The following is a 21,540-nucleotide window of genomic DNA, read 5'->3' as shown; positions in this document are numbered from 1 at the left end:
CCTTCGTGCGCGCAGCGAGAACTACCGGCGGCCCTTGGACCGGCCGGGACGGGACGACTTCGGACGGCCGTCTGACCTGCGGCCAGCGCTCTCAGCGGTCTGGTAGGTCACGGGCGCGGCCGGCTTACTAATCCAGGCCTCGGGGACCAGCGGCTGCTCGGCCACCAGCAGCCGCTTCAGCTCGACCACCTGATCGCGGATCGCGGCGGCCTCCTCGAAGTTGAGGTTCTTGGCGGCCTGCCGCATCTGCACTTCCAGATCCTGGATCAGCCGCGCGATCTCGTCCTTCGGCATCGTGGCCGGGCCGTCGGTGGCGTACTCGACCGCCTGTTCGGCAACCGCCTTGACGCGATTCGAGATGTCGCGGATCGCCTTCTGGATGCCGCGCGGCTGGATGCCGTGCGCCTCGTTGTACTCCATCTGGATCTTGCGGCGGCGGTAGGTCTCGGCAATCGCCCGTTCCATCGAGCCGGTCATCGTGTCGGCGTACATGATGACCTGGCCGTCCACGTGCCGGGCCGCCCGGCCAATCGTCTGGATCAGCGAGCTTTCGGAGCGCAGGTACCCTTCCTTGTCGGCGTCGAGGATCGCGACCAGGGAGACCTCGGGCAGATCGAGACCTTCGCGCAGCAGGTTGATGCCGACCACGACGTCGTAGACGCCGAGGCGCAGGTCGCGCAGGATGTCGATCCGCTCGAACGTGTCGATCTCCGAGTGCAGGTACTGCACCTTGATGCCCATATCCCGGAGATAGTCAGCCAGATCCTCGGCCATTCGCTTGGTGAGCGTCGTCACCAGTGCACGCTCGCCGCGCGCCACCCGCTGCCCGATCTGGTCGATCAGATCGTCGATCTGGCCGGCCGTCGGCTTGACCTCAATCGGCGGATCGATCAGCCCAGTCGGCCGGATCACCTGCTCGACCACCTGCTCGCTGTGCTCCTGCTCGTACGGGCCGGGCGTGGCCGACACGAAGACCGCCTGGTAGATGCGCTCCTCGAACTCCGGGAACATCAATGGACGGTTGTCGAGGGCGGATGGCAGCCGGAAGCCGTGCTCGACCAGCACATCCTTACGCGCCTTATCGCTGAAGTACATCCCGCGCACCTGCGGGACCGTCATGTGCGACTCGTCCACCAGCAGCAGGAAGTCGTCCGGGAAGTAGTCGAGCAGCGTCCACGGCCGGCTGCCGGCCGCTCGCCGCGACATGTGTCGCGAGTAGTTCTCGACGCCCGAGCAGACGCCGGTCTCGCGCAGCATCTCCAGGTCGAAGTTGGTGCGCTGGCGCAGGCGCGCCGCCTCCAGGATCTTGTCCTGCCGCTCCAGCTCGGCGACTCGCTGCTCCAGCTCCACCTCGATGTCTTCGAGCGCCGCCAGCAGCTTCTCACGAGAGGTCACGAAGTACTTGGCCGGGAAGATCTCGACCGACGTACGCTCGACCAGCAGCGTGCCGGTCAGGGGATCGACCTCGGTGATCTTCTCGATCTCATCGCCCCAGAACTCGATCCGGATGGCGATCTCCAGCCCGGCCGGGTGTACTTCCAGGGTGTCGCCGCGCACGCGAAACGTCCCACGCTTGAAGTCGTAGTCATTGCGCTCGTAGTAGATGTCCGTCAGGTGCCGCAGCACCTTGTCCCGCTTCCGCAGCTCGCCCTTGCGGAGCTTGAGGACGGCCTGCCCGTAGTCTTCGGGCGCACCGAGACCGTAGATGCAGGACACCGACGCCACCACCAGCGTATCCCGACGCGTGAGGATCGACTGCATCGCCGAGTGGCGCAGTCGGTCGATGTCCTCGTTGGTGATCGTCTCTTTCTCGATGTACGTATCCGTCCGAGCGACATACGCCTCAGGCTGGTAGTAGTCGTAGTAGGAGACGAAATACTCGACCGCGTTCTCGGGGAACAGCTCCTGAAACTCGGCGCTGAGCTGCGCGGCCAGCGTCTTGTTCGGCGCGAGCACCAGGGTCGGCATCTGGACTTGCTCGACCAGCCACGCCATGGTGGCCGTCTTGCCGCTGCCGGTCACGCCGAGCAGCGTCTGAAAGCGGCGGTTCGTGCGGACGCCTTCGGTGAGCTGCTGGATCGCCTGGGGCTGATCGCCCATCGGCTGGAACTCGGAGACGACACGGAAGTCTGGCATGACTCGTAAAGGATACCAGCGTTCCGTCACGCTATGCAGAACATCTGCTCTACTCTTCCTGGTATTGCCAGAGTGGGCAGAGCTGCCAGAACGTCCCGGCGATGTGGCGGTCATGCCCGCGCTCACTCGGTCCGGAACCGCCCGACCATGTGCATTTGGAAGTATTCCGGCGAGTCGTTCGTTGTACCAGGACGTTGAAGGTTCCAGCAGCCGTCGCGGAGACCCGAGGGTGGCTCCAACACCGGCACGGCATCTGATGGGCGGCGAGGGAGGCTTCTGGTGCAGTCACAGTTGCGGGTAGGGCGGCGGGCCTTCGGTGGATTGCTGCTGAGTTTTGCGCTCCTGCCACGGGCGGTCGCGCTCGCCCAGAGCGGCCCTGACAATCGAACGCCATCCTTCACGATCTCAGAGAACGGACCGTATTCATCGGTCGCGAGCAGCGCCGTGGTCGCCGCGTTCGACCGCGCGATGGGCGAGCTTGACGGCTTCTCCGAGGGCGTCAGGCCCGAGCAGGCGCGAGAGTCCGTCTTTCGGCGGCGGCTGCTGGAGCTGCGGCTGCTGATGGACCTGTACGCCTACGCCTACGATCCAGAGCCGCTCAGCACGTTCCGCGAGCTGGTAGACGACGCGTACGAGCGGGTCGGCGGCTACCAGGATATCCCGGTTATTTCCACGATTCTGCAGACCGGCTTCCGTGGCGACCTTGTCGACCTGAGACGCCTGCGGATGAACGTGGCGCTGGCGGCGCTCCGCACCAGCTCCGTGCGCGAGGCCGCCAAAGCGTTCCTGGGGTCGCCAACGGGCGCGATCTACGCCCTGGAAGGCAAGGATGTGCCGCGCATCTGGCAGTTCGCCGGCCAGACTGCCACCAACGACTTCGACTCGGTCGGGAATGCGGCGCGGATGGGCGCGAGCGCCCTGGCCGGCATCCGGGCGTCAGGGCCGTTCGTGGAGAACATCTTCGACCGCGAGCAGGAGGCGCACTTCCACGACGTGCGAAAGTCCGTCAGGTCAGTGCTGCTGCTGATGCTGATGTTTCCCGACACGCGGGCAGCCATCCAGCCCATCGCCGAGCCGATGTTCCAGTTGATCTCGCAGTACGGTGACGTGAACGACGCCTTCGTGGCGTACCGGCTGGCGCCCGCGCTCGGAGCGAACCAGGGGACGGCCAGCGACTTCCTCCGCGCGGAGTACGTCAAGGCGCAGCGCCGCGAGCAGACCGTCCGCGACCAGCACACGTTCGAGAACTTGGTCGGCGCGCTCAGCGGCGTGCAGGACCGCCATCACGTCTGACCGCCGACCAGCGCGCACAGCAGCAGCCGCTGCCGATCTTTGACGGATCAGGATGGCCGCAGGAAGTCCACCGGCTCCTCGCGGCCGTCCCAGACCACCGTCCTGCGGGCAGGCTCGGCCCGCGCCACCACCGTGCCGCCTCGGATCACGGCGCGGCGGACGGGCGCCAGCCTGACGGCGTCCATCTCGGACGGCGCGTCGAAGACGACAAGGTCAGCCCGGCAGCCCGGCGTCAGCCCGTACCGCTCCAGCCCCAGCGCCTTCGCGCCGTTCGGCCCGATCATGTCGAACAAGGTCTGGATCTCGTCGTAGCCGGACATCTGGCCGTAGTGGGCCAGGACCGACGCGCACTGGAGCGGGTCGCCGTACCCGAGCGGGTACCACGGGTCCATGATCGAGTCGTGGCCGATGCAGACGTTGACGCCCGCCGCCAGCAGCTCTTTGAAGCGGGTGTGGCCGCGCCGAATCGGGTAGGTATCGAAGCGGCCCTGCAGCGTCGAATTGTCCATCGGGTTGGTGACCATGTGCAGGCCGGCCCGGCGCACGTTGTGGATCAGCCGGTAGGCGTAGGCGTTGTTGTACGAGTGCATGGCCGTCGTGTGGCTGGCCGTGACGCGGCCTTGCAGCCCGAGGCGGATCGTCTCGGCGGCCATGACCTCCAGAAACCGCGACTGCTCGTCGTCGGTCTCGTCACAGTGGATGTCCACGAGCTTCCCGTGCTCGGCCGCCAGCCCCAGCGCCAACTCGACCGACCGCACACCGTACTCGCGGGTCAGCTCGAAATGCGGGATCGCGCCGACGCAGTCAGCGCCCAGGGACACGGCCCGCCGCATCAGGTTCTCGCCGTCCGGGAACGAGAGGATGCCCTGCTGCGGAAAGGCGACCAGCTGCAAGGTCATCTGGCCGGCGACTTCCTCGCGCAGCTCGACCAGGGCGCGCAGGGCTGTCAGCTCCGGGTCGCAGACATCCACGTGGCTCCGCACGAACAGGACGCCGTTCGCAAGCTGCCAGCGCAGCACCGTTCGAACGCGCTCCTTGACGTCGCTGACCGTCAGATCCTTGACGCGCTCGCCCCAGATCGCGATGCCCTCGAACAGCGAGCCGGTCTGGTTGTAGCGGGGCTGGCCGACCGTCAGGACGGCGTCGAGGTGGATGTGTGGCTCGACCAGGGCTGGCGTGACGAGACAGCCGGCCGCGTCGAGCGTCTCGCGCGCGCCCACCGCCGGCTCGGTGGCGTCGACAATCAGCCCATCCCGAATGGCGATCTCAGAGACGCCGGTCGCACGGGGCAGGCGGGCGTTCCGAACGAGCAGATCGAGCGGCTCTGACATCGTCGGTACAACCCCTCTCACCCGGGTGTGCGCGCTGCGCGGGCTCTCGCTCTGCTGTCAGGTTTCGCCTACTCGCCACGGAACGCCGGCTTGCGCTTCTCCAGGAACGCCCGCATCCCCTCGGCAAGGTCGGCGCTGCGGTTGACCCGCTGGATCTCGGCGGCGATACGTACGGCGGCGTCACCTGCGGCTGCCTCGCCGCGCATCGCCCGCACGATAGTCTTGGTGCCCTGCACCGAGAGCGGGGCGTTGGCAGCGATCTCCTCGGCCAGCGCGTAGGTGTGGGCCTCCAGCTCGTCGTCCGGCAGCACCTCGTCCACCAGGCCGTACTGCAAGGCCCGCTGGGCGTCGATGATCCGGCCGGAGAAGAACATCCACTTCGTGCGGGCCGGCCCGATCAGATCGACGAACGGTCGCAGTTCCGTCGCGCTGTAGACCAGCCCGAGTTTGGCCGGCGGCATCCCGAAGCGTGACGACGCCCCGACGATCCGCACATCGCAGCCGGCCGCCAGCGTACAGCCGCCGCCGACCGCGAACCCGCCAACCATCGCGATGATCGGCAGCGGATGCTCGACCACCGCCGCCAGCGCGACCTCGAACGGGTCGGCCGGCGTCGAGAGGACGATCCCCTGCTCCTCCAGCTCGCGCAGGGCGTTGATGTCATACCCTGACGAGAACGCTCGGCCGCCCGCGCCACGCAGCACGATCACCCGCGCCTCGCGATCCGTCCGGAGATCGTGGAGGAGGTCGGCAAGCTCGATCCAGGCTGCCGGCGGCAGGGAGTTGCGGGCATCTGGCCGGTTGATCGTGACGGTGCGGATGGCCCCGCGGGCCTCGACAAGCAGCATGTCGCTCATAGTGTCGCGATGCTACCGTACCGGCCGCGCGGGAACCAGCCTCCCGGCCCTCGTCAGGTCGTTTGTACGACGGAACATCTTCGGCGCTCCGCTCGTCTAGGAATGCAGAAAACTCGCGGCGGCAGCCAGGCTGCCCGCCACCCGGACGTTCAGGGGGAACGGATGCGCGCTCGGATCGTCGCCATCCTCGCACTGCTGCTGACGGCAGCGCTGCTCACGACCACCGGCTGCGCTGCCAGCCCGAGCGCATCGCCGCCGCGCACCGCCGAGAGCGCCGCCAGCGCACCGAAATCGGCCGCTGCCCCGGCCGCCCCGGCGCCAGCAGCGGTTTCGCGTCCAGCCAGCGGCGGCGCGAACCAGCCGGCCGATCAGGCCCAGCAGAACCTGCCCTCGCTCGACCGCATGATCGTCCGCACCGTCACCATGACCATCGCCGTGCCGAACGTGCAGGAGGCCTACAACAAGGTCGAGGCGCTGGCGGCGGCCCAGCGCGGCTACCTGTCCGGCACCCGCATCCGCCAGGAGGGCGACCGGACGGTCGCCGATGTGACGCTCCGCGTGCCGGCCGATCCGGCCACCTACCAGGCCACACTCGATCAGTTGCGCGCCCTGGCCGACCGGGTCATCGACGAGCAGTCCCAGGCCCAGGATGTCACCGAGGAGTACGTTGACCTGGAGTCGCGGATGCGAAACCTCCAGGCGACCGAGCAGAGCCTGCTGGCGCTGCTCGGCAAGGCGACCAAGGTCGAGGACATCATCAACGTCCAGCGTGAGCTGACCAACGTGCGCGGCCAGATCGAGCAGATCCAGGGACGCAAGCAGGCCCTGGAGCGCCGCGCCGACATGGCGACCATCACCCTGACCATCCGCGAGTCGGCCACGTTCACCCGGCCCGGCTGGAGCGCCGGCTCGACGTTTGAGCGGGCCGTCAACGCGCTCGGGTCGGCGCTGCGCGTCCTGGCCGAGTTCGGCATCTACGCCCTGGTGTTCGCGCCGATCTGGGGCGGCATGCTGCTCCTGCTCTGGGCGTTCATCATGGGGATTCGCTGGCTGTCGCGACGCACGGCCCGGAACTGGCCCCCGCGCCCACCTGTCGGACCGGGCGGCCCGGCCGGCCCGCCCGCCTGACCTCCGTCACCCGCCGTTCTATCCGTCGTCCCGTTGCCGTGCCAGCACGCCCGCTGGCACGGCCCCTGCGAGTCCACCAGATGATGAGCGCCAACCAGGCCGACCGCTATCCCGCCCGTCGACAGCCTCGCCACGACGACGATCTGCTGCTGGATCGGCCGGCCCCCCAGGATCTCCGACCGATTCGCGAGGCCGAGTCGGCTCCGGCCAACGTCCATGACGCGGCGCGCCCGATCATCTTCCAGCCCGCCCCAAGGCCTCGATCGGCCCTGGACACCGTCAGCCGAGGGATCGGCCTGCTGCTCAGGCTGACGATGCTCCTGATTCTGGGAGCGGTGCTGTGGGGCGTCGTATCGTTCGTGGGCGCGGGGATGCGCGCGCCGGCTGCCATCGGGGAGGGCATCGGGAACGCCATCGAGCGTGGAGCCGGCGTGGCAGCCGCCGCGGCTCAGCGGGTCACCGACACGTTCGACCCGGCCCATCCCCCACGGCAGGCGCTGGCCCAGGATGCCGAGATCGACGAGCTGCTGCGCCTGAACATCGGCGGGGAGATCCAGGGATCGACCACGCGATCCATCACGCTCGCCTCGATCCAGCGTCGGGCCGAGCCGACCGGGCAGGACTCGGCCATCTACGCGGTGCTGCACAGTGAGCTGCGACAGCCTCAGGAGACGAAGGTGCTGGGCGTCACCGTGCGCTCGACGCGCGATCCGCAGGACCACTATCTCTACAAAGGCGAGACGGTCCGCATCGGCGCGCGGCTGTACAAGGTCAACTGGGTCTCGATGGAGCGACAGCAGCTTGCCCTGGTGGCGTACCGTGAGCAGGATCGCGTGGCCGCGCCGCTCAAAGCTCAGGTTGACTGAGTCTGCCACCCGGTCTGCCGACAGTCGGCTCGTGCAGGGCCGCCCGCTGAGGCGTTTCCCGCACGAACCGACCCACACGGGACAAAGAATGGCCGGCCCGCCTCCAGGAAGGGCGGGCCGGCCCCTGCCGGACGCTAGACGGGGTAGTCGCGGTCCTTCCAGCGGACCCGGATCCCGAGCAGCCAGCGTACCAGGCTGTCGAGCGCCACGACCTGAAACAGCGCATAGGCCAGCGGCTGCGCGACAACTGTCCACCAGCCAGCGTTGAACCAGCGCGCCCACGGCCACGCGCCTGCCACGCCAACGACCCAGGATGCCGCGGCGAGTCGCCCGGACCCCCGCCCCAGCCGCCACTCGACCAGTCGGATCAGCGGCAGCCCGGCCAGGGCGGTCGCGGCGACGATCTGCACGCCGTGTACTGGTTCGGCCAGCAGGTATCCCACCATAAACTTGCGGAAGCCGGTCTGAAGCCCGGCCAGCGACCGGTACATTCTCACGCGGACCAGCGACTCCGCTCGGAAGACGCGCACGCGTCCGCCCGCCCGCCGCGCCAGCCGCGCCAGCGCCACGTCCTCCCCCAGACTGGTCCGGACGGCAGCATGACGGCCGACCCGGTCGTAGAGCGCGCGGCGCACGAGCAGGTACTGGCCGTTCGCCAGCGCCGAGGACGCGCGGTCGTCGGCGGCCCAGCGCGGGTTGACGGCGGCCAGATACTGCGCGAAGGCGAATGGCAGCAGCAGCCGCTCCCAGAGGGTCCGACACTCCTGTTGCGGGAAGACACTCAGAAGGTCCGCTGCCTCACGCTCGGCGCACGCGCATGCTGCCCCGAGCGACCCCGGTGCCTGCCAGGTGTCAGCATCGGCGAACAGGAGCCAGGGAGCGGTTGTCTGCGCCGCGCCGACCACGCACGCCCAGTTCTTGCCGCTCCAGCCCGCTGGCGGTTCGCTGGTCTGCACCACACGAATCCCGAACCCCCGGCCGACGGCTGCCGTGGCATCGTGGGAGCGGTCGTCCACCAGTACGATCTCGGCCGGTGGCGGCTCCAGGCAGAGCAGGGACGGCAGCAGGAGCAGCAGATTCTCTGCTTCGTCGCGGGCCGGGATCACGATGGCGACTGGCAGCGGGCTGAGGGGAGCGCCGTCGCTGGATTCGGGCAGTGCTTCGAGCCGCGGCCAGGAGCGGTAGTGCCACCAGGAGCGCAACGCCAGCAGCGCCTGCACCAGCAGCAGGAGCCAGGGCAGCCAGCGGCGTACGCCTGTCACCATGTGACCGACAGCCCGTGCAAGCCGGTCGCGCCGTTCGGGAACTGGCCGCGCGCCGCCTCGTCCTGCGGCACGCCGGCCCCGTCGATGGCACGCACCTCGACGCGCGCCGTTCGACCGGTCGGGGCGTCGAGGCGCGCCCGCCACTGCACCCACATCGCCGGCCCGAGAGGCGGCAGATGGAGCATCGCCGGCTGCCATGCGCCATCCGCGATTCGCACCTCGACGGCCCGTACGCCCCGCCGTCCTGCGAACGCCACGCCGGCCGCCAGAAGTTCGCCGCCCGGTTCCCGCTGCACGAGGTCGACGCGGGCTGTGGTGTGGATCTCGGCGGCCGTCCAGCCTCGCTCCTCCCAGTGGCCGGGGCGGGGCTGGCTCAGCAGCTCGACGGCGGCCAGCCACTTGACACTGCGGAAACCGTACAGGCCGGCCGCCAGCACGCGGGCCGGAAATCCATGCTCGGGCGTGAGCCAGTCGCCGCCCATGCCGTAGGCGACGAGGATCGATGGGTCCAGCGCCCGGTCGAGCGACAGCTGCTCGCGGTGGCCGTCTGGAGCGGAGAAGCTGACCCAGGCGGCGTCCGGCAGCGGCTCGGCCAACGAGAGCAGGTCGGCCAGCCTCACGCCGCTGAAAAGGGTCGCGCTCCAGAGTGGACCGCCGACCGGATTGCTGACGCACTGCATGGTGACATGCTGGTCCGTCCGTGGCATCGCTGCGAGATCGTCCAGCGACAGGCTCAGGCTGCGCCGCACCCGGCCATGTACGCCCAGGCTCCAGGCGGACGCCGTCAGCACCGGATCGGCCACGTTCTTGCTCATCAGGTAGAACGACGCCAGCGGCGTCACCTCCGGCGTCAGCCCGGCGAGGGAGAACTCGGACGAGCGCGCGGCCGGCGGTGCGTACGCAAGAAGCGGTGGCCGCGAGGACCGGCCGAACAGGCGCACCCGCAGGGCCGACGCCGCGACAGGCAGACCACTCACGACGGCAAGGACCGACGCATTCGCAGCCATCGCCAGCAACGCCCGCCGGCGTGGCTCAATCGGGTGTGGCACGCCGCCGGCGGCCACGGCTGGACGGACGCGCCGTCCCCTGAGCGTGCCGTAGACGACCCAGAAGCCGCCCACCAGCGTCAGCACGCCCGGCAGGCCTCCGGCCCGCGTCAGCACCCACCCGATGAGCGCTGACGCCAGCAGCGCAGCCGGCAGCGCCAGCCGCCCGAGCCGTCCGGCCGACGCCACTGCTCCGAGCAGACCCGCCGTCGCGAGCCAGACCGCCGACGCCCCGAACAGCGCCAGGGGCTTACCGGCCGCGCCGAACGACTCCAGCAGCCAGTTGGCGACCGGCACCGGCGTCCATTCCATGATGGCGGCAGCCAACGGCTCCAGGGGCGGAGGGCGGTCCAGCCCCACGGCCACCAGCGCCGACGCCAGCAGCGAGGCCAGCGCTGCCAGGTCGGCGTGACGCGGTGCAGCGCGCGGGCGGCGGTCCCCGTCCGCCTCAGGAATCGGATCGACGCCCACGGCCGACGCCGTATCATCCACCTCAACACCAGCCCTGGATCGCATGTGACGTACGGTCAATTTCTGCTGATCTTCCTGGTGGTCCCAATCTGCATGCTGACGCTGCTGCTGCACCGCCACCTGACGACGGGCTACCTGCGTGTGGTCGGGCTGATGGCGCTGGCGGCCTTCGTGTACGCGACGCCGTGGGACAATCTGATTGTCGCGCAGGGCGTCTGGACCTACGATCCGCAGCGTGTCGTCGGCGTCATTCTCGGCTGGGTACCCCTGGAAGAGTACCTGTTCTTCCTGCTCCAGCCGCTGCTGTCCGGCCTGATCGTCCTGGCCCTGCTCGTACGCACGCGGCGGGCCGCCGGCTGATGCTGGGGCAGTGGACGTATCTCGTGTACGAGCTAGCCTGGGCGCTGCCGGTCATCCTGGGGCAGTGGGCGCTGGCCCATCGGACGCTGCGGGCGTACTGGCGCGTGGTGGTCCCTGGCATCGCCATCCCCACGCTCTACCTGTGCGCTGCTGACGTCCTGGCCATCCACATCGGCATCTGGAGCCTCCATCCTGAGCTGACCCTCAACATCTGGCTAGGCGGGCTGCCGCTCGAAGAGGGCGTGTTCTTCCTGGTCACGAACGTCATGGTGGTGCAGGGGATCGTGATGCTGGTCTGCAAGCCGCCAGCCTGATAGGGCCGAGTCGCATGCCGTGCGATCGTCCGCGCAGCTGTGAATCGAGCGGGCGTCAGTCGCAGGCTGGCAGGCTGCACTGTCGGGGTCAGTCGCCGACGCTGCGACCGAGCCGTTATGCGGAGACACCGGACGGTCCGGGCAAGGGCGTCCCCTGGCCGGGCAGCACGAGCCGATCCCGCAGCGCCACGAGAGCCGGCGCGATCCCGAGGGCAGTTGCCAGGAGGATCGGTCCCCACAGCCCGACGCTCGCGCTGAGGGCCATCGCCCAGATGACGTTCGCGACGTAGACGGCGAAGGGGATCATCGCGGGAGCCTGTCCGGGCCGCACATCGCCCTGCCAGAGCAGCCGGCTGACGGCCATGAACGCGAGTCCAGTCGCGATCCACCCGAGCAAGTTCTGCAGCGGCATCCCGAAGTAGAAGCCGGTCTGGTGCCAGACCCAGAATTTGAGCGGCAGGCTGTCGTGAGCCATCGCGGGGTCCAGCACGAGATCCCAGGCCATCAGCAGCCATCCGCCGAAGAGAACGCTCGAGAGTCCCAGGCGCGGCGCCCGCGCCTGCGCCAGGATGGTTGACGCCAGCAGGTACGAGCAGAACCCCATGTAGAACCAGGACAGCGGGATGGTGTACGGCACCCGGTCGAGCACCTTGGCGCCGAGGCCGGCGGTGTACTCGTACGCGCCGAACGGCCAGCCCGTCCCGGTCCCGAGCAGCTCGAAGCCGAGCGAGATGGCGCAGGACGCCACGAAGAAGATCGCCGTTCGGGCTGGCCCGACGGTCGCCAGGCCGTAGACCAGCATCACGGCTGCGCCGAGCCAGATGTGCAGCGCCCCGGCGTACTCCATGCTGGCCGCGAAGACCGACGTCAGCAGCGGACTCCCCGACCAGAGCCACGGATTCGGGATCATGACCAGCATGCCGATCAGGCCGAACACGAGTGCAACGATGTGCGCGACGAGCAACCCTCTGGCAGCGGACATCAGCTATGCACTCCCGTAACAAGAGGTCGGCCACGCCAGGTGTGCCGTCTCTTGAGGATACTGGCCCACAGGCGCAGCGCAACAGGAAAATCGGCCAGCGGGGCCAGCCAGAATGTCCACGGCGGCGCGGAGTAGGCCCGCCGAATGCCCACCAGCACGCCGACGCGGAGCACCAGCAGCAACACGTTCAGGGCCACTAGCAGACGACACGCGGTATCGCCGCGCGCACCCGGTCCACGGCCCAGCAGCAGCGCCAGGAGCGGCAGCGGCAAGCCCTGTGCCAGCGTCACCTCGGCCAGCCCGACGAGGCTCGACCACGGCGTATAGCGGTCGCGCAGTGGCAGCGAACGGGTCCACCCGTTCCAGGCCTCGTGCCAGCGGTCGTACATGCGGACGCTGACCAACCCGTCCGTCTCGTAGAACGCGGCCAGCCCACCCGACACGACCAGCGTCCGGGCGATGGTCACGTCCTCGCAACGGGAGGCGCGGGCGACGCCGAAGCCGCCAGCCGCGCGGAGGGCCTCACGGTCGAGCAGCTGGCACTGCCCGTTCGCCTGCACCTCGCCCCTGTACCGCGCCACGCGGCCCGGCCGACCGAGCCGGTAGACGAGGGTCGTCAGGCAGGCCGGGTGCAACAGCCCGAGCGCCGGGCCGCTGACGTCCTGCACGGTCGCGACGCTGGCCGTCACGACCCGGTCGGCGAGGGCGCGCGCCACGAGGCCGGCCGCCAATCCAGCACGCGGGCGAACGTCGGCATCGATGGTCAGCAGCCAGGGGGAGGCCGCGCTCGCGGCGCGCCGTCCGACCTCCAGCCCCCAGGCCTTGCCGTTCCAGTCGGGCGGGATCGGCGCGGAGTCCAGCAGTCGCACCCGAGGATCACGATGGGCGACCGCCCGCACCAGCCCCTCGGTGCCGTCCTCAGAGCCGCCGTCCACCACCAGGATCTCGCGGACGGTCGCGTCCTGTGCCAGCAGCCCTTCCAGGCACGGCTCGAGCCGCAGGGCTTCGTTCAGGACCGGGACCACGACGCTGACCGCGCCCGGCTGGATGCGTGCGCCCGCGGAGATGGACGGCCCGCATGGACCCGCCCGCAGCCGACGAATCACCCGCGACGCTGCCGCTGCCTGCAGGAGGCCGAGTAGGACGACGCCCGCATGCCATCGTCGCATACGGGCGTTGTACCTGATCGGTGGGGTCGGGCCACTCGATAAGCGGAGTCAAGCCACCCGCCGATACGCTCCGTCGATGGTCTCGCCGGGCCGCGCGCGCCGCTCGGCGTCGCCGGACTCGGGCAGCCGGCCGTCCAGGTCCGCCTCGTGCTCCTTGACGATCCAGGACGGGCAGGCCCGGAAGAACAGGTTCAGACCGGCCAGAATCGCGACGAGATCGTCGCCCTGCCCGAGCACCGGAATCCAGTCTGGCGCGAAGTCGAGCGGCGACACCACGTAGATCGCCGTGGCGTAGAAGACGACCTTCGCCAGCAGCGGCACCCGCGAATCGCGCAGCAGGCGATAGGTTAGCCGCGCAGAGCGCCAGAGCTGCGACAGGAGCGAGAACTTGCCGAACATCGATGAGGCCTCCACTGGTGGACGGGCGCAATTGGCGTGCCAGGAGCCGGTCCGCGGCAGAAAGGCCGGGCCGCGCTCAGCAGTAGGACGCTGGGAACGGGCCGGTTGTTGCATTTCCTGGCAGGACGGGCCGCCAGGGCGGCGCGCCGTCCGTCAGCCTGGCCTCAGGCTGGAACCTCGCCAGCCGGCGCCACGGTGTGCGGTCGGGCGCGGTCCCGCAGCACGACCGCCGCCAGCACGACCAGGAAGATGGTGGTGCTGACCAGCACGATGGCCCCGCCCGAGGCGACGTTGGCGTAGAACGACAGGTACAGCCCGGCAATCGACGACACGGCCGAGATCACCGCGCCCATCAGCATGATCCGGTGGAAGCGGCGCGTCAGCAGGGACGCCGTCGCCGCCGGCGTGACGAGCATCGCCACCACCAGCACGATCCCGACCGCCCGCATCGCCACGACCACCGTGACGCCGATCATCGCCAGCAGCAGGTACTGAAGCACACCGACCGGCAGCCCGCTCGCCTCGGCCATCACCGGGTCGAAGGCGACGAAGAACAGCTCCTTGTAGACCAGGAAGATCGTCAGCAGGACGAGGCCGCCGGCGATCGAGATCAGGGCCAGGTCGTCGAAGCCCACGCCCAGCACGTTGCCGAACAGGTAGGCGAACAGATCGACGGTGTAGTTCTGGACGCGGCTGATGATGACGATGCCCAGCGAGAAGGCGAAGGCGAACAGGACGCCAATCGCTGTGTCCGAGCTGATGCGGGCCGTCCGGCTGAGAAAGGCGATCAGCAGGGAGGTCGCGACCGCCGCGACCGCCGCGCCAAGGTAGATGTTCGCGCCGCCGACGAACGCCACCGCCACGCCGGCGAACGAGGCGTGCGCCAGCGCATCGCCCACGAACGACAGGCCCTTCCAGACCACGAACGCCCCGACCACCGCGCAGAGCACCCCGACGATCAACGTGGCGGCCAGTGCGCGCTGCATGAAGGGAAACAGGAACGGATCGAGGAGCAGGCGGGGCAGATCAAGCATCGCCGACGCCCACGACCTCGGCGTGGCTGCCCACGTCGATGGCGTAGTACCGATCCCCGACGCGCACCAGCGCCATCCGGGGACCGTAGGTGGCGCGCAGGTTGGCCTCGTTGAACACGTCCTCAGGCCGGCCGACCGCCACGATGCGCCGATTGACGAACGCCACGAGGTCGAACTGCTCGGCCACGCTCGACAGGTTGTGGGTGGTCAGCAGCGAGGTGACGCCACGGTCGCTCAGGTGGCGCAGCAGGTGGTAGATGTCGCGCTCGGTCAGCGCGTCCACGCCGGCCAGCGGCTCGTCGAGCAGCAACAGCTCCGGTTCCTGCACCAGCGCCCGCGCGAAGAAGACGCGCTGCTGCTGGCCACCAGACAACTCCCCCACCTGCCGGTCGATCCGGTCGCCCATGCCGACGCGATCCAACGCGTCGCGGACGAGCTGCCAGTCAACGTTGCCCGGCCGGCGCAGCCACCCGAGCCGACCGTACCGCCCCATCATGACGACCTCGCCGACGGTGGCCGGGAAGCGCCAGTCGCCGGAGCCGGTCTGCGGCACGTACCCGATGCGCTTGCGGGCGTCTGACGGTCGCTGGCCCAGGACGCGCGCCTCGCCGGTCCAGGGCGGCAGCAGGCCCAGCAGCAGCTTGAGCAGCGTGGACTTGCCGCCGCCGTTCGGCCCGACAATCGCCATCATCGTGCCGCGCGGGGCCTGGAGGGTGACCTCGTTCAGCGCCCGATGGCCTCGGTAACCGGCCGCGACGTCCCGCAGATCGACGGCCAGCGGGACCTCAGCCGGCCGGCGTTTCGGACCGGAGATGTCACTCGCCGCGCCCAGTGAATCGGTCGCCGTCACGCTGGCCGCCAGCAATCGGGGCGTCGAGATCGACCACAGGTCGAAGCAACATCGCTATCGACACTGAATCTCAGCGACAGAGCACGACCAGATGAGAAGCGCATACGCCCAGACATCGGGTATTAGTGCGACGCCGTGATGCTGGCGGAGACGTCCACGCCACGCTCGCGGCAGGCCGCGCACCGCCCGACCAGCTCAAGATGGTGGGTCAGCAGGTCGAAGCCGGCCTCGGCGGCCATCTTGCGGATCTGCCCCTCGATGCCGGCCGCCTCAAGCGGCAGGACCGTGCCGCACGAGACGCACATCAGGTGATGATGGTGCTTCGTCTCGCAGACGGTGTAGCGGTGGCAGCCGTCGCCGGTGTGAATACGGTTGAGCACGCCAAGCTCGGTCAGCAGGTCGAGCGTGCGGAACACCGTCGCTCGGCCGATGCCGCGGTGCCGCGACCGCACATCCTCCCAGACTTCCTGGGCGCTGAAGTGGTCCTGGCGTGGCGCGACCATCTTGATGATGGCCTGGCGCGGAGTGGTCAAGCGATGCCCTTCCTTGGTCAGTTGTCCAATGATCTGCGTTGCATCAGCCACGGTGAAGGGCTCCTCGTCGACGACCTGAGACACGGTTCCACACTCGATAAGTTTCCCAAACACGCTCTCAACTCGTCAACAGGAGCCGGCCAGCACCCAGGGCGATCGCATGCTGATGTCGTCGTGCAGCGGCGTCGGGGCTTGAAAGCCCCGCCTACCATCCTGCAGTCGCTGCGCGACGCGCCGGTCGCACCAGTGCTTGCCGTTCCCGGTGTCCGTCGCGCAGCGACTGAATGAGTGTACGCGGGGACTTCAGTCCCCGACCGCCCGTTCCATGATGTTTCGGGTACACCGATGAACATGCAATCGCCCTGAGTCACGAACCGGAGCAATCGCATGTTGATGTCGTCGTGCCGCCGCGTCGGGGCTTGAAAGCCCCGCCTACCATCCTGCAGTTGCTGCGCGACGCTCCAGTCGCACCAGTGCCGGCCGTTCCCGACGGCCGTCGCGCAGCGACGGCGTGACGGTAGGCGGGGACTTCAGTCCCCGACCGCCCGTTCCATGATGCTCCGGGTACACCAATGAACATGCAATCGCCCTGGGCCAGCACCGCGCCCCCGAGCAGGATGATGAGATTCTATCTCAACAGGCGGCCGTGGACAAGCGGCTGGCTCGACGCTTTCAACACGCTGGCAGCGGCCGCCCGCGAAAAGATGGCAAGATCATGCGAGCAGGCTCAGGCGCAGCGCGCCACGCCGCCTGTTCACGGCCCGACCGATCCCCCGTCCGACCGATCCACGAGAGTGAGGTTGCCATGCGCGGATTCATCGTCGTCTGGCTGGCAGCGTTCGGCATCGTCACGATGGCGGCGTCGGGCATCACCTACGTCGTCGCTCGCAGCACGCCGTCTGCCCCCCTCCCGCCGCGCCAGGCGATCAGCTTCGAGTCGGACGCCTCGACCATTCCTGCGCACGGCCCAGCCGACGCGCTGGAGATCGTGTCGCTCCGGCTCCCGGTGGACGCCACGGGCGATCAGGCCCGCCGGAAGCTCCAGAGCGCTGTCATCTACCCGTATTCGACCCCGCAGCACTGGCGCGTCTGCCTCGACGACGCTTGCTGGATCGCGCACGGACCAGGGCGCTACGCCGAGCCGGAGAACGACGCGGCCCGTACGCTCGAAGCCCGTGCGCCCACCGCGCCCAGATGACCGACGCGTCGTCAGGGACTGCCGCTCAGCCGCGCGGCCTGCTGGCGTCGTGGCCCTGGCTGCCGGTGGTGCTCGTCGGGGCGGCCAGCGCGGCGATCTACGCCTGGGCCTTCATGATGACCTGGCCCCTCTGGGAGCTGTGGCAGCAGCCCCAGGCGGACTACACCTGGTTCGGTCGGTACACCGTCGCCAGCCAGGTCCAGTACGTCGGGGCGTTCCTGGCGCTGTTCCTGCTCCAGTACGTGGCCTACCACTACCTCCGCCGCGTTCCTGACGCCGTCCCCATCGACCTGATCCTGGCCGGGCAGCTGGTCTTCGGCATCTTGCAGGTGTGGATCTATCCGGTCGCCGCGCTGGACCTGTACGACTACCTGATGTACGGTCGGACGATCCTGGTCTACGGCGGGAACCCGTTCTTCCAGCCACCCTCGGCGTTTCCCGATCCGCTGGTTGCCTACTCGCCCTGGCCGAACGAACGGTCGGTCTACGGGCCGGTCTGGCAGGTGCTGAGCCTCGTGCCGACGGCCATCGCCGGCGAGAGCATCCTGCGCGGCCTCGTGCTGTTCAAAGTGCTCGGCCTGATCGCGTTCATCGGCTGCACCCTGGTGATCTGGCGTGTGCTGAAACGCCTGTGCCCCACGATGGCGGCGTCCGGCACGCTGTTGTTCGCCTGGAACCCGTTGCTCCAGTTCGAGCTGGTCGGCAACGGCCACAACGACGTGGTGATGGCGCTGTTTCTGCTGCTGGCCGTCTGGGCGCTGCTGGCCGAGCGGCGACTGCTCGTCCTGCCCTTGCTGGCGCTCGCGGTGCTGACCAAGCTGCTGGTGATCGCGCTGGGGCCAGTCTTCCTGTACGCCCTGCTGCGCGGGCCGCGGCCCTGGCGGGTCAAGCTGCGGGAGATCGCCGCCGGCGGCCTCGTCGGACTCGGACTGGCCGTCGTGCTCTACGCGCCGTTCTGGCGCGGGCTGGACACCCTCTACTTCCTGACGCGCGGCAACTGGTTCACGGCGTCATTGCCGACCATGCTGCGCGAGCTGCTGCGCCAGTGGATGCCTTTCGAGGAGGCAGGCCGGCTCTCGGCGACGGTGGTCGGGCTGGCGTTCGGCCTGTTCGTGCTGGTGCGCCTCTGGCTGGCGTGGCGCGAGGACCGACAGAGTGTGCCGTTGTCATCTGCCGTCGCGTCGGAGCCGATCACTGCCCGTGATCCGACGCCACCGTGGCTCGGGGCGGCCTACGACATGACGTTCGTCTACCTGGCGTTCTGCACCCTCTGGTGGCAGCCGTGGTATCTGGTGTGGCTGGTGGCCCTGGCGGCGCTGCTGCCCAATCGGCTGGTCCACGACCGCGTGCTGCTCTTCTGTTTCGGGGCGACCCTCAATTATGTCGTGTTCAAGTACATCTGGTCGGTGGCTCAGCCGATGACCTACACCACGATCATGGGGATCTCGGTCGTGTTGATCTTCGGGCTGCCGCTGCTGCACCTCGCCGCGACGGTGCGGATGCGGCCCCGCCTTGACCTCGATCCGGCGCGCTAGCGACCGGACGCTTCGCACGAGGCACGCAGGTAGACGCCGCGCCTACCGTTCTGGCGGATCTTCCAGAGGTCGTACAGCATCAGGACGGAGTCCTTGACCAACTGGACGCTGCTCTGCTCGCCAAGGTAGAGGAAGTAGACGGGTAGCTCGGTGATGCGGTAGCCAAGCTGCCGCGCGATGAACAGCGCTTCCACGTCAAAAGCGAAATCGAAGAGGGTGGTGCGGGCGTAGATGTTCCGGGCGGCCTCGCCCCGCATGCACTTGAAGCCGGCCTGGGTGTCCGAGACGCCGAGCTTCAGGATGCGGTTGACCACGTTGATGTAGGTGCCGCCGATCAAGTACCGCTGGTAGATGTACGAGAAATGGCGCGGGTGCAGCGCGAACAGCGTACCAGGGTGCCGCCGCGAGGCGATGGCCACGTCCGCGCCCTGCTCCAGGGCTTTGACGAACGGCTCGACGCCCTCAATCGGGAACACCAGGTCGGCGTCGGTGAAGAGCACATACTCCCCGCGCGACTCCATGATGCCGTGCTTGATCGAGTAGCCCTTGCCGCGATTGCGGTCGTTCTCCACCAGGCGCAGGAACGGGAAGCGGCCCGTCAGCGCGGTGACGATCTCTCGGGTGCGGTCGCGGCTGCCGTCATCGACGATGATCAGCTCGGGATCGGGCGTCGCTTCGAGGTATGCGCCGACCCGCTCGACCGTATCGGCGATCACCTTCTCTTCGTTGTAGGCGGCGATGACGACCGACAGCCGTGTCATACCGGCCGGCTCACGAACATCACGTGCGGGTACGGCAGCCAGTTGTTGAGATCGACGATGCGGGGCTGGAATCCGGCCAGCTCCAGCAGCCCGGCGTTCTGTTCGCGGCTCAGGAAGTGCAGGTCGCCGTGGCTGAGCGTCAGGCCTAGGCCCGTCATCACCTGCTCTTGCAGTCGGGCCACGCGGTACTTCCAGGGCGGACGAGTGTCGTTGGTCTTGAGCACCAGCACGCCGTTCGGCGAGATCCGCTCGCGGCAGGCCCGCAGGATCGCCAGCTTCTCCTCGACGGGCAGCAGGTACAGCACGTCGAGGATCGAGATGCCGTCGAAGCCGTCCTCCTGCACGTCCTGGACGAGGCCCTTCTGGAAGCGCGCGTTGGGCAGCCCGGCCGCGCTGGCACGCGCCACGGCGATCTTGGCTCCTGACGGGTCCACGCCGAGCACGTCGCGCTCTAGCGATCCGAGCGCCAGCGCGTTGGCGAACAGGCCGTGGCCGCAGCCGACATCCAGCAGCCGGCCAGCAGGCGGCATCGCGTCGAGCACTCGGGCCAGCGGCGCCAGGATGTGGCGGGCCAGCACGAACCCTCGAATTCCGAGCGATTGGCCGCGATACCGGCCTAACGCGCGCTGAATGGCGACGGACGGGGGGAGTGGATCGCTCACGGGACCGCTGTGGCTCCTTCGCACCATACCCCTGGCGTCGCTGGGCTGGCCGCCTCCTGGCGACGCCCACAGGGGGCGTCATGGCGCTGGCACGGCCGCTGGCGCGGGAGTATACAATCGCCCGCTTGACCCGCCGCAATCGGCGGCCCACCGTCAGGAGCCTCCCGCACGTGATGTCGCGACACGCTCGACAGTTGATCGTCAACGCCGACGACTTCGGCATCAGCCGGGGCGTCAATCGCGGCATCGTGGAGGCGCACCGACACGGTCTGGTGACCAGCGCCAGCCTGATGGCGAACCTGCCCTCTGCCGAGGACGCCCTGACTCGCGCCACGACCTGTCCCGATCTGGGGCTGGGCCTGCACCTGACATTGACGGCCGGCCGGCCGCTGAGTCGGCCCGATCAGGTGCCGACGCTCGTGGACGCCGATGGCGGCTTCTTCCTGCTGGGCGTGCTGCTCACACGCCTCTCGACCGGCCGCGTCAGCACGGACGAGCTGCGCCGCGAGCTGACGCTCCAGGTGGAGTGGGCGCTGCAGCGCGGCGTTCAGCCGGACCATCTCGACGCGCACCACCACGTGCACATCCATCCACGGGTCGCGCCGGTCGTGATCGCGTTGGCGCGCGAGCACGGCATCGGCTGGGTACGCAGCCCGGTCGAGGGCGGCCCGTCGCCAGCCCTGCTGGCACAGGCCCCCCGCGACGCTGTGCGGACGGTCGCGATCTCGACGTTCGGCATGCTGACTCGGGTGCTGGTGCGGCAAGCCGGCCTGCGGTCCACCCGCCATTTTCGCGGTATCGGGATGGGCATGGGGTTTGACGAGGCCGTGCTGCTGCGCGCCCTGGACGACCTCCCGACCGGCCTGACCGAGCTGATGACACATCCGGGCCACCCGGACGACGAACTGGTGCGCCTGACATCGTTCTCCGAGGGCCGCGACCGCGAGCTTGCCGCCCTGACCGGCCGCGCCGCCAGCGACCGGGTGCGCGAACGGCGGATCCGGCTGGTCCGGTACCGGCCCGGGGTCGCGGTCTAGTGGCTCATCAGTCGTGAAACACGGGGTAGAGATGATCGAGTTTGATGCGGGCGTCCTCGGTCGTGAAGCGCCAGTCGATGGTCTTAGGATCCGCCGAGAAATAACAGGCTCATCACGATGGCGTAGAGACGGCGGCTGGTGGGCGGTGCCCGATACTGTCAAGTATGGATCTGTCAAGTATGGATAGGGTGGAAGCGATTCGGCAGCGGTATGCGGCGGTGTCGCCAGGACTTGACGAGCGGCAGCGGCGCTTGTTGGTCGCGGCGGAAGCGGTGGCGTACGGTCATGGCGGCGGGGTGGCGGTGTCGCGGGC

General features: G+C 68.8%; 21 protein-coding genes. 8 read left to right on the top strand and 13 right to left on the bottom strand.

The features are described from left to right. Positions 1 to 21 precede the first annotated feature (21 nt). A complete protein-coding gene (uvrB, locus tag IT306_03705) occupies positions 22 to 2,136 on the bottom strand; it encodes an excinuclease ABC subunit UvrB (GenBank protein ID MCC7367501.1) in 2,115 nt (704 codons plus the stop codon). A 279-nt stretch (positions 2,137 to 2,415) separates the two neighbouring features. On the opposite strand from uvrB, the gene IT306_03700 reads away from it, so the two are divergent. Further along, entirely contained in the window at positions 2,416 to 3,429 is a 1,014-nt protein-coding gene (locus IT306_03700) for a CHAD domain-containing protein (GenBank protein MCC7367500.1), read from the top strand. Between the two features lie 47 nt (positions 3,430 to 3,476). Here IT306_03700 and codA read toward each other — a convergent pair whose 3' ends face one another. Both codA and IT306_03690 read right to left on the bottom strand, forming a co-directional pair. Next, positions 3,477 to 4,760 (bottom strand): cytosine deaminase, encoded by a 1,284-nt coding sequence (gene codA / locus IT306_03695; GenBank protein MCC7367499.1) that lies wholly within the window; start codon positions 4,758 to 4,760, stop codon positions 3,477 to 3,479. A 68-nt stretch (positions 4,761 to 4,828) separates the two neighbouring features. After that, positions 4,829 to 5,617 (bottom strand): enoyl-CoA hydratase/isomerase family protein, encoded by a 789-nt coding sequence (locus IT306_03690; GenBank protein MCC7367498.1) that lies wholly within the window; start codon positions 5,615 to 5,617, stop codon positions 4,829 to 4,831. A gap of 162 nt (positions 5,618 to 5,779) precedes the next feature. On the opposite strand from IT306_03690, the gene IT306_03685 reads away from it, so the two are divergent. Together IT306_03685 and IT306_03680 are read left to right on the top strand one after the other, a co-directional pair. After that, the gene (locus IT306_03685; protein ID MCC7367497.1) at positions 5,780 to 6,745 is read left to right on the top strand and encodes a DUF4349 domain-containing protein; all 966 of its coding nucleotides are present in this window, start codon (positions 5,780 to 5,782) and stop codon (positions 6,743 to 6,745) included. Between the two features lie 80 nt (positions 6,746 to 6,825). Beyond that, positions 6,826 to 7,611 carry a hypothetical protein gene (locus IT306_03680; protein MCC7367496.1) on the top strand — a complete coding sequence of 262 codons (786 nt, stop codon included), beginning with the start codon at positions 6,826 to 6,828 and terminating at the stop codon, positions 7,609 to 7,611. Between the two features lie 134 nt (positions 7,612 to 7,745). Here the strand turns inward: IT306_03680 and IT306_03675 are convergent, their stop codons facing one another. After that, positions 7,746 to 8,876, bottom strand: a complete 1,131-nt coding sequence (locus IT306_03675) for a glycosyltransferase (protein ID MCC7367495.1) — start codon at positions 8,874 to 8,876, stop codon at positions 7,746 to 7,748. Continuing rightward, positions 8,870 to 10,414 carry a molybdopterin-dependent oxidoreductase gene (locus IT306_03670; protein ID MCC7367494.1) on the bottom strand — a complete coding sequence of 515 codons (1,545 nt, stop codon included), beginning with the start codon at positions 10,412 to 10,414 and terminating at the stop codon, positions 8,870 to 8,872. The genes IT306_03675 and IT306_03670 overlap by 7 nt, the downstream gene beginning before the upstream one ends. Positions 10,415 to 10,438: 24 nt before the next feature. Between IT306_03670 and IT306_03665 the strand changes: the two genes are divergently transcribed. Together IT306_03665 and IT306_03660 are read left to right on the top strand one after the other, a co-directional pair. Beyond that, entirely contained in the window at positions 10,439 to 10,753 is a 315-nt protein-coding gene (locus tag IT306_03665) for a lycopene cyclase domain-containing protein (protein MCC7367493.1), read from the top strand. Then, positions 10,750 to 11,067 (top strand): lycopene cyclase domain-containing protein, encoded by a 318-nt coding sequence (locus IT306_03660; GenBank protein ID MCC7367492.1) that lies wholly within the window; start codon positions 10,750 to 10,752, stop codon positions 11,065 to 11,067. The genes IT306_03665 and IT306_03660 overlap by 4 nt, the downstream gene beginning before the upstream one ends. Positions 11,068 to 11,182: 115 nt before the next feature. On the opposite strand, the gene IT306_03655 is transcribed toward IT306_03660, so the two are convergent. The 6 genes from IT306_03655 to IT306_03630 all read right to left on the bottom strand — a co-directional run bounded on the left by IT306_03655 (position 11,183) and on the right by IT306_03630 (position 16,085). Then, positions 11,183 to 12,049: a carotenoid biosynthesis protein gene (locus tag IT306_03655; protein ID MCC7367491.1), complete on the bottom strand. Its 867-nt coding sequence runs from the start codon at positions 12,047 to 12,049 to the stop codon at positions 11,183 to 11,185. Continuing rightward, on the bottom strand, positions 12,049 to 13,218 hold the full coding sequence (locus tag IT306_03650) for a glycosyltransferase (GenBank protein MCC7367490.1): 1,170 nt from the start codon (positions 13,216 to 13,218) through the stop codon (positions 12,049 to 12,051). Before IT306_03650 ends, IT306_03655 begins: the two co-directional genes overlap by 1 nt. Positions 13,219 to 13,266: 48 nt before the next feature. After that, on the bottom strand, positions 13,267 to 13,617 hold the full coding sequence (locus IT306_03645; protein ID MCC7367489.1) for a DUF1232 domain-containing protein: 351 nt from the start codon (positions 13,615 to 13,617) through the stop codon (positions 13,267 to 13,269). A gap of 164 nt (positions 13,618 to 13,781) precedes the next feature. Then, the gene (locus tag IT306_03640; GenBank protein MCC7367488.1) at positions 13,782 to 14,651 is read right to left on the bottom strand and encodes a metal ABC transporter permease; all 870 of its coding nucleotides are present in this window, start codon (positions 14,649 to 14,651) and stop codon (positions 13,782 to 13,784) included. After that, entirely contained in the window at positions 14,644 to 15,465 is an 822-nt protein-coding gene (locus tag IT306_03635; GenBank protein MCC7367487.1) for a metal ABC transporter ATP-binding protein, read from the bottom strand. The genes IT306_03640 and IT306_03635 overlap by 8 nt, the downstream gene beginning before the upstream one ends. A 158-nt stretch (positions 15,466 to 15,623) precedes the next feature. After that, positions 15,624 to 16,085, bottom strand: a complete 462-nt coding sequence (locus tag IT306_03630) for a transcriptional repressor (protein ID MCC7367486.1) — start codon at positions 16,083 to 16,085, stop codon at positions 15,624 to 15,626. Between the two features lie 754 nt (positions 16,086 to 16,839). Here IT306_03630 and IT306_03625 point away from each other — a divergent pair. Further along, entirely contained in the window at positions 16,840 to 17,232 is a 393-nt protein-coding gene (locus IT306_03625; protein MCC7367485.1) for a hypothetical protein, read from the top strand. Further along, positions 17,229 to 18,767 carry a hypothetical protein gene (locus IT306_03620; GenBank protein ID MCC7367484.1) on the top strand — a complete coding sequence of 513 codons (1,539 nt, stop codon included), beginning with the start codon at positions 17,229 to 17,231 and terminating at the stop codon, positions 18,765 to 18,767. The genes IT306_03625 and IT306_03620 overlap by 4 nt, the downstream gene beginning before the upstream one ends. Here the strand turns inward: IT306_03620 and IT306_03615 are convergent. Beyond that, positions 18,764 to 19,528 (bottom strand): glycosyltransferase, encoded by a 765-nt coding sequence (locus IT306_03615; protein ID MCC7367483.1) that lies wholly within the window; start codon positions 19,526 to 19,528, stop codon positions 18,764 to 18,766. The genes IT306_03620 and IT306_03615 overlap by 4 nt on opposite strands. Beyond that, positions 19,525 to 20,190, bottom strand: a complete 666-nt coding sequence (locus IT306_03610) for a methyltransferase domain-containing protein (protein ID MCC7367482.1) — start codon at positions 20,188 to 20,190, stop codon at positions 19,525 to 19,527. Before IT306_03610 ends, IT306_03615 begins: the two co-directional genes overlap by 4 nt. 170 nt (positions 20,191 to 20,360) lie before the next feature. Here IT306_03610 and IT306_03605 point away from each other — a divergent pair, with 170 nt between their 5' ends. Further along, complete coding sequence (locus IT306_03605) at positions 20,361 to 21,227, top strand: ChbG/HpnK family deacetylase (protein ID MCC7367481.1); 867 nt, start codon at positions 20,361 to 20,363, stop codon at positions 21,225 to 21,227. Positions 21,228 to 21,540 lie beyond the last annotated feature (313 nt).

The organism is Chloroflexota bacterium (assembly GCA_020850535.1).
Classification (GTDB): domain Bacteria; phylum Chloroflexota; class UBA6077; order UBA6077; family JACCZL01; genus JADZEM01.
The sequence above is the reverse complement of the archived record's forward strand: the minus strand, read 5'-3'. Positions and strand labels throughout refer to the sequence as shown.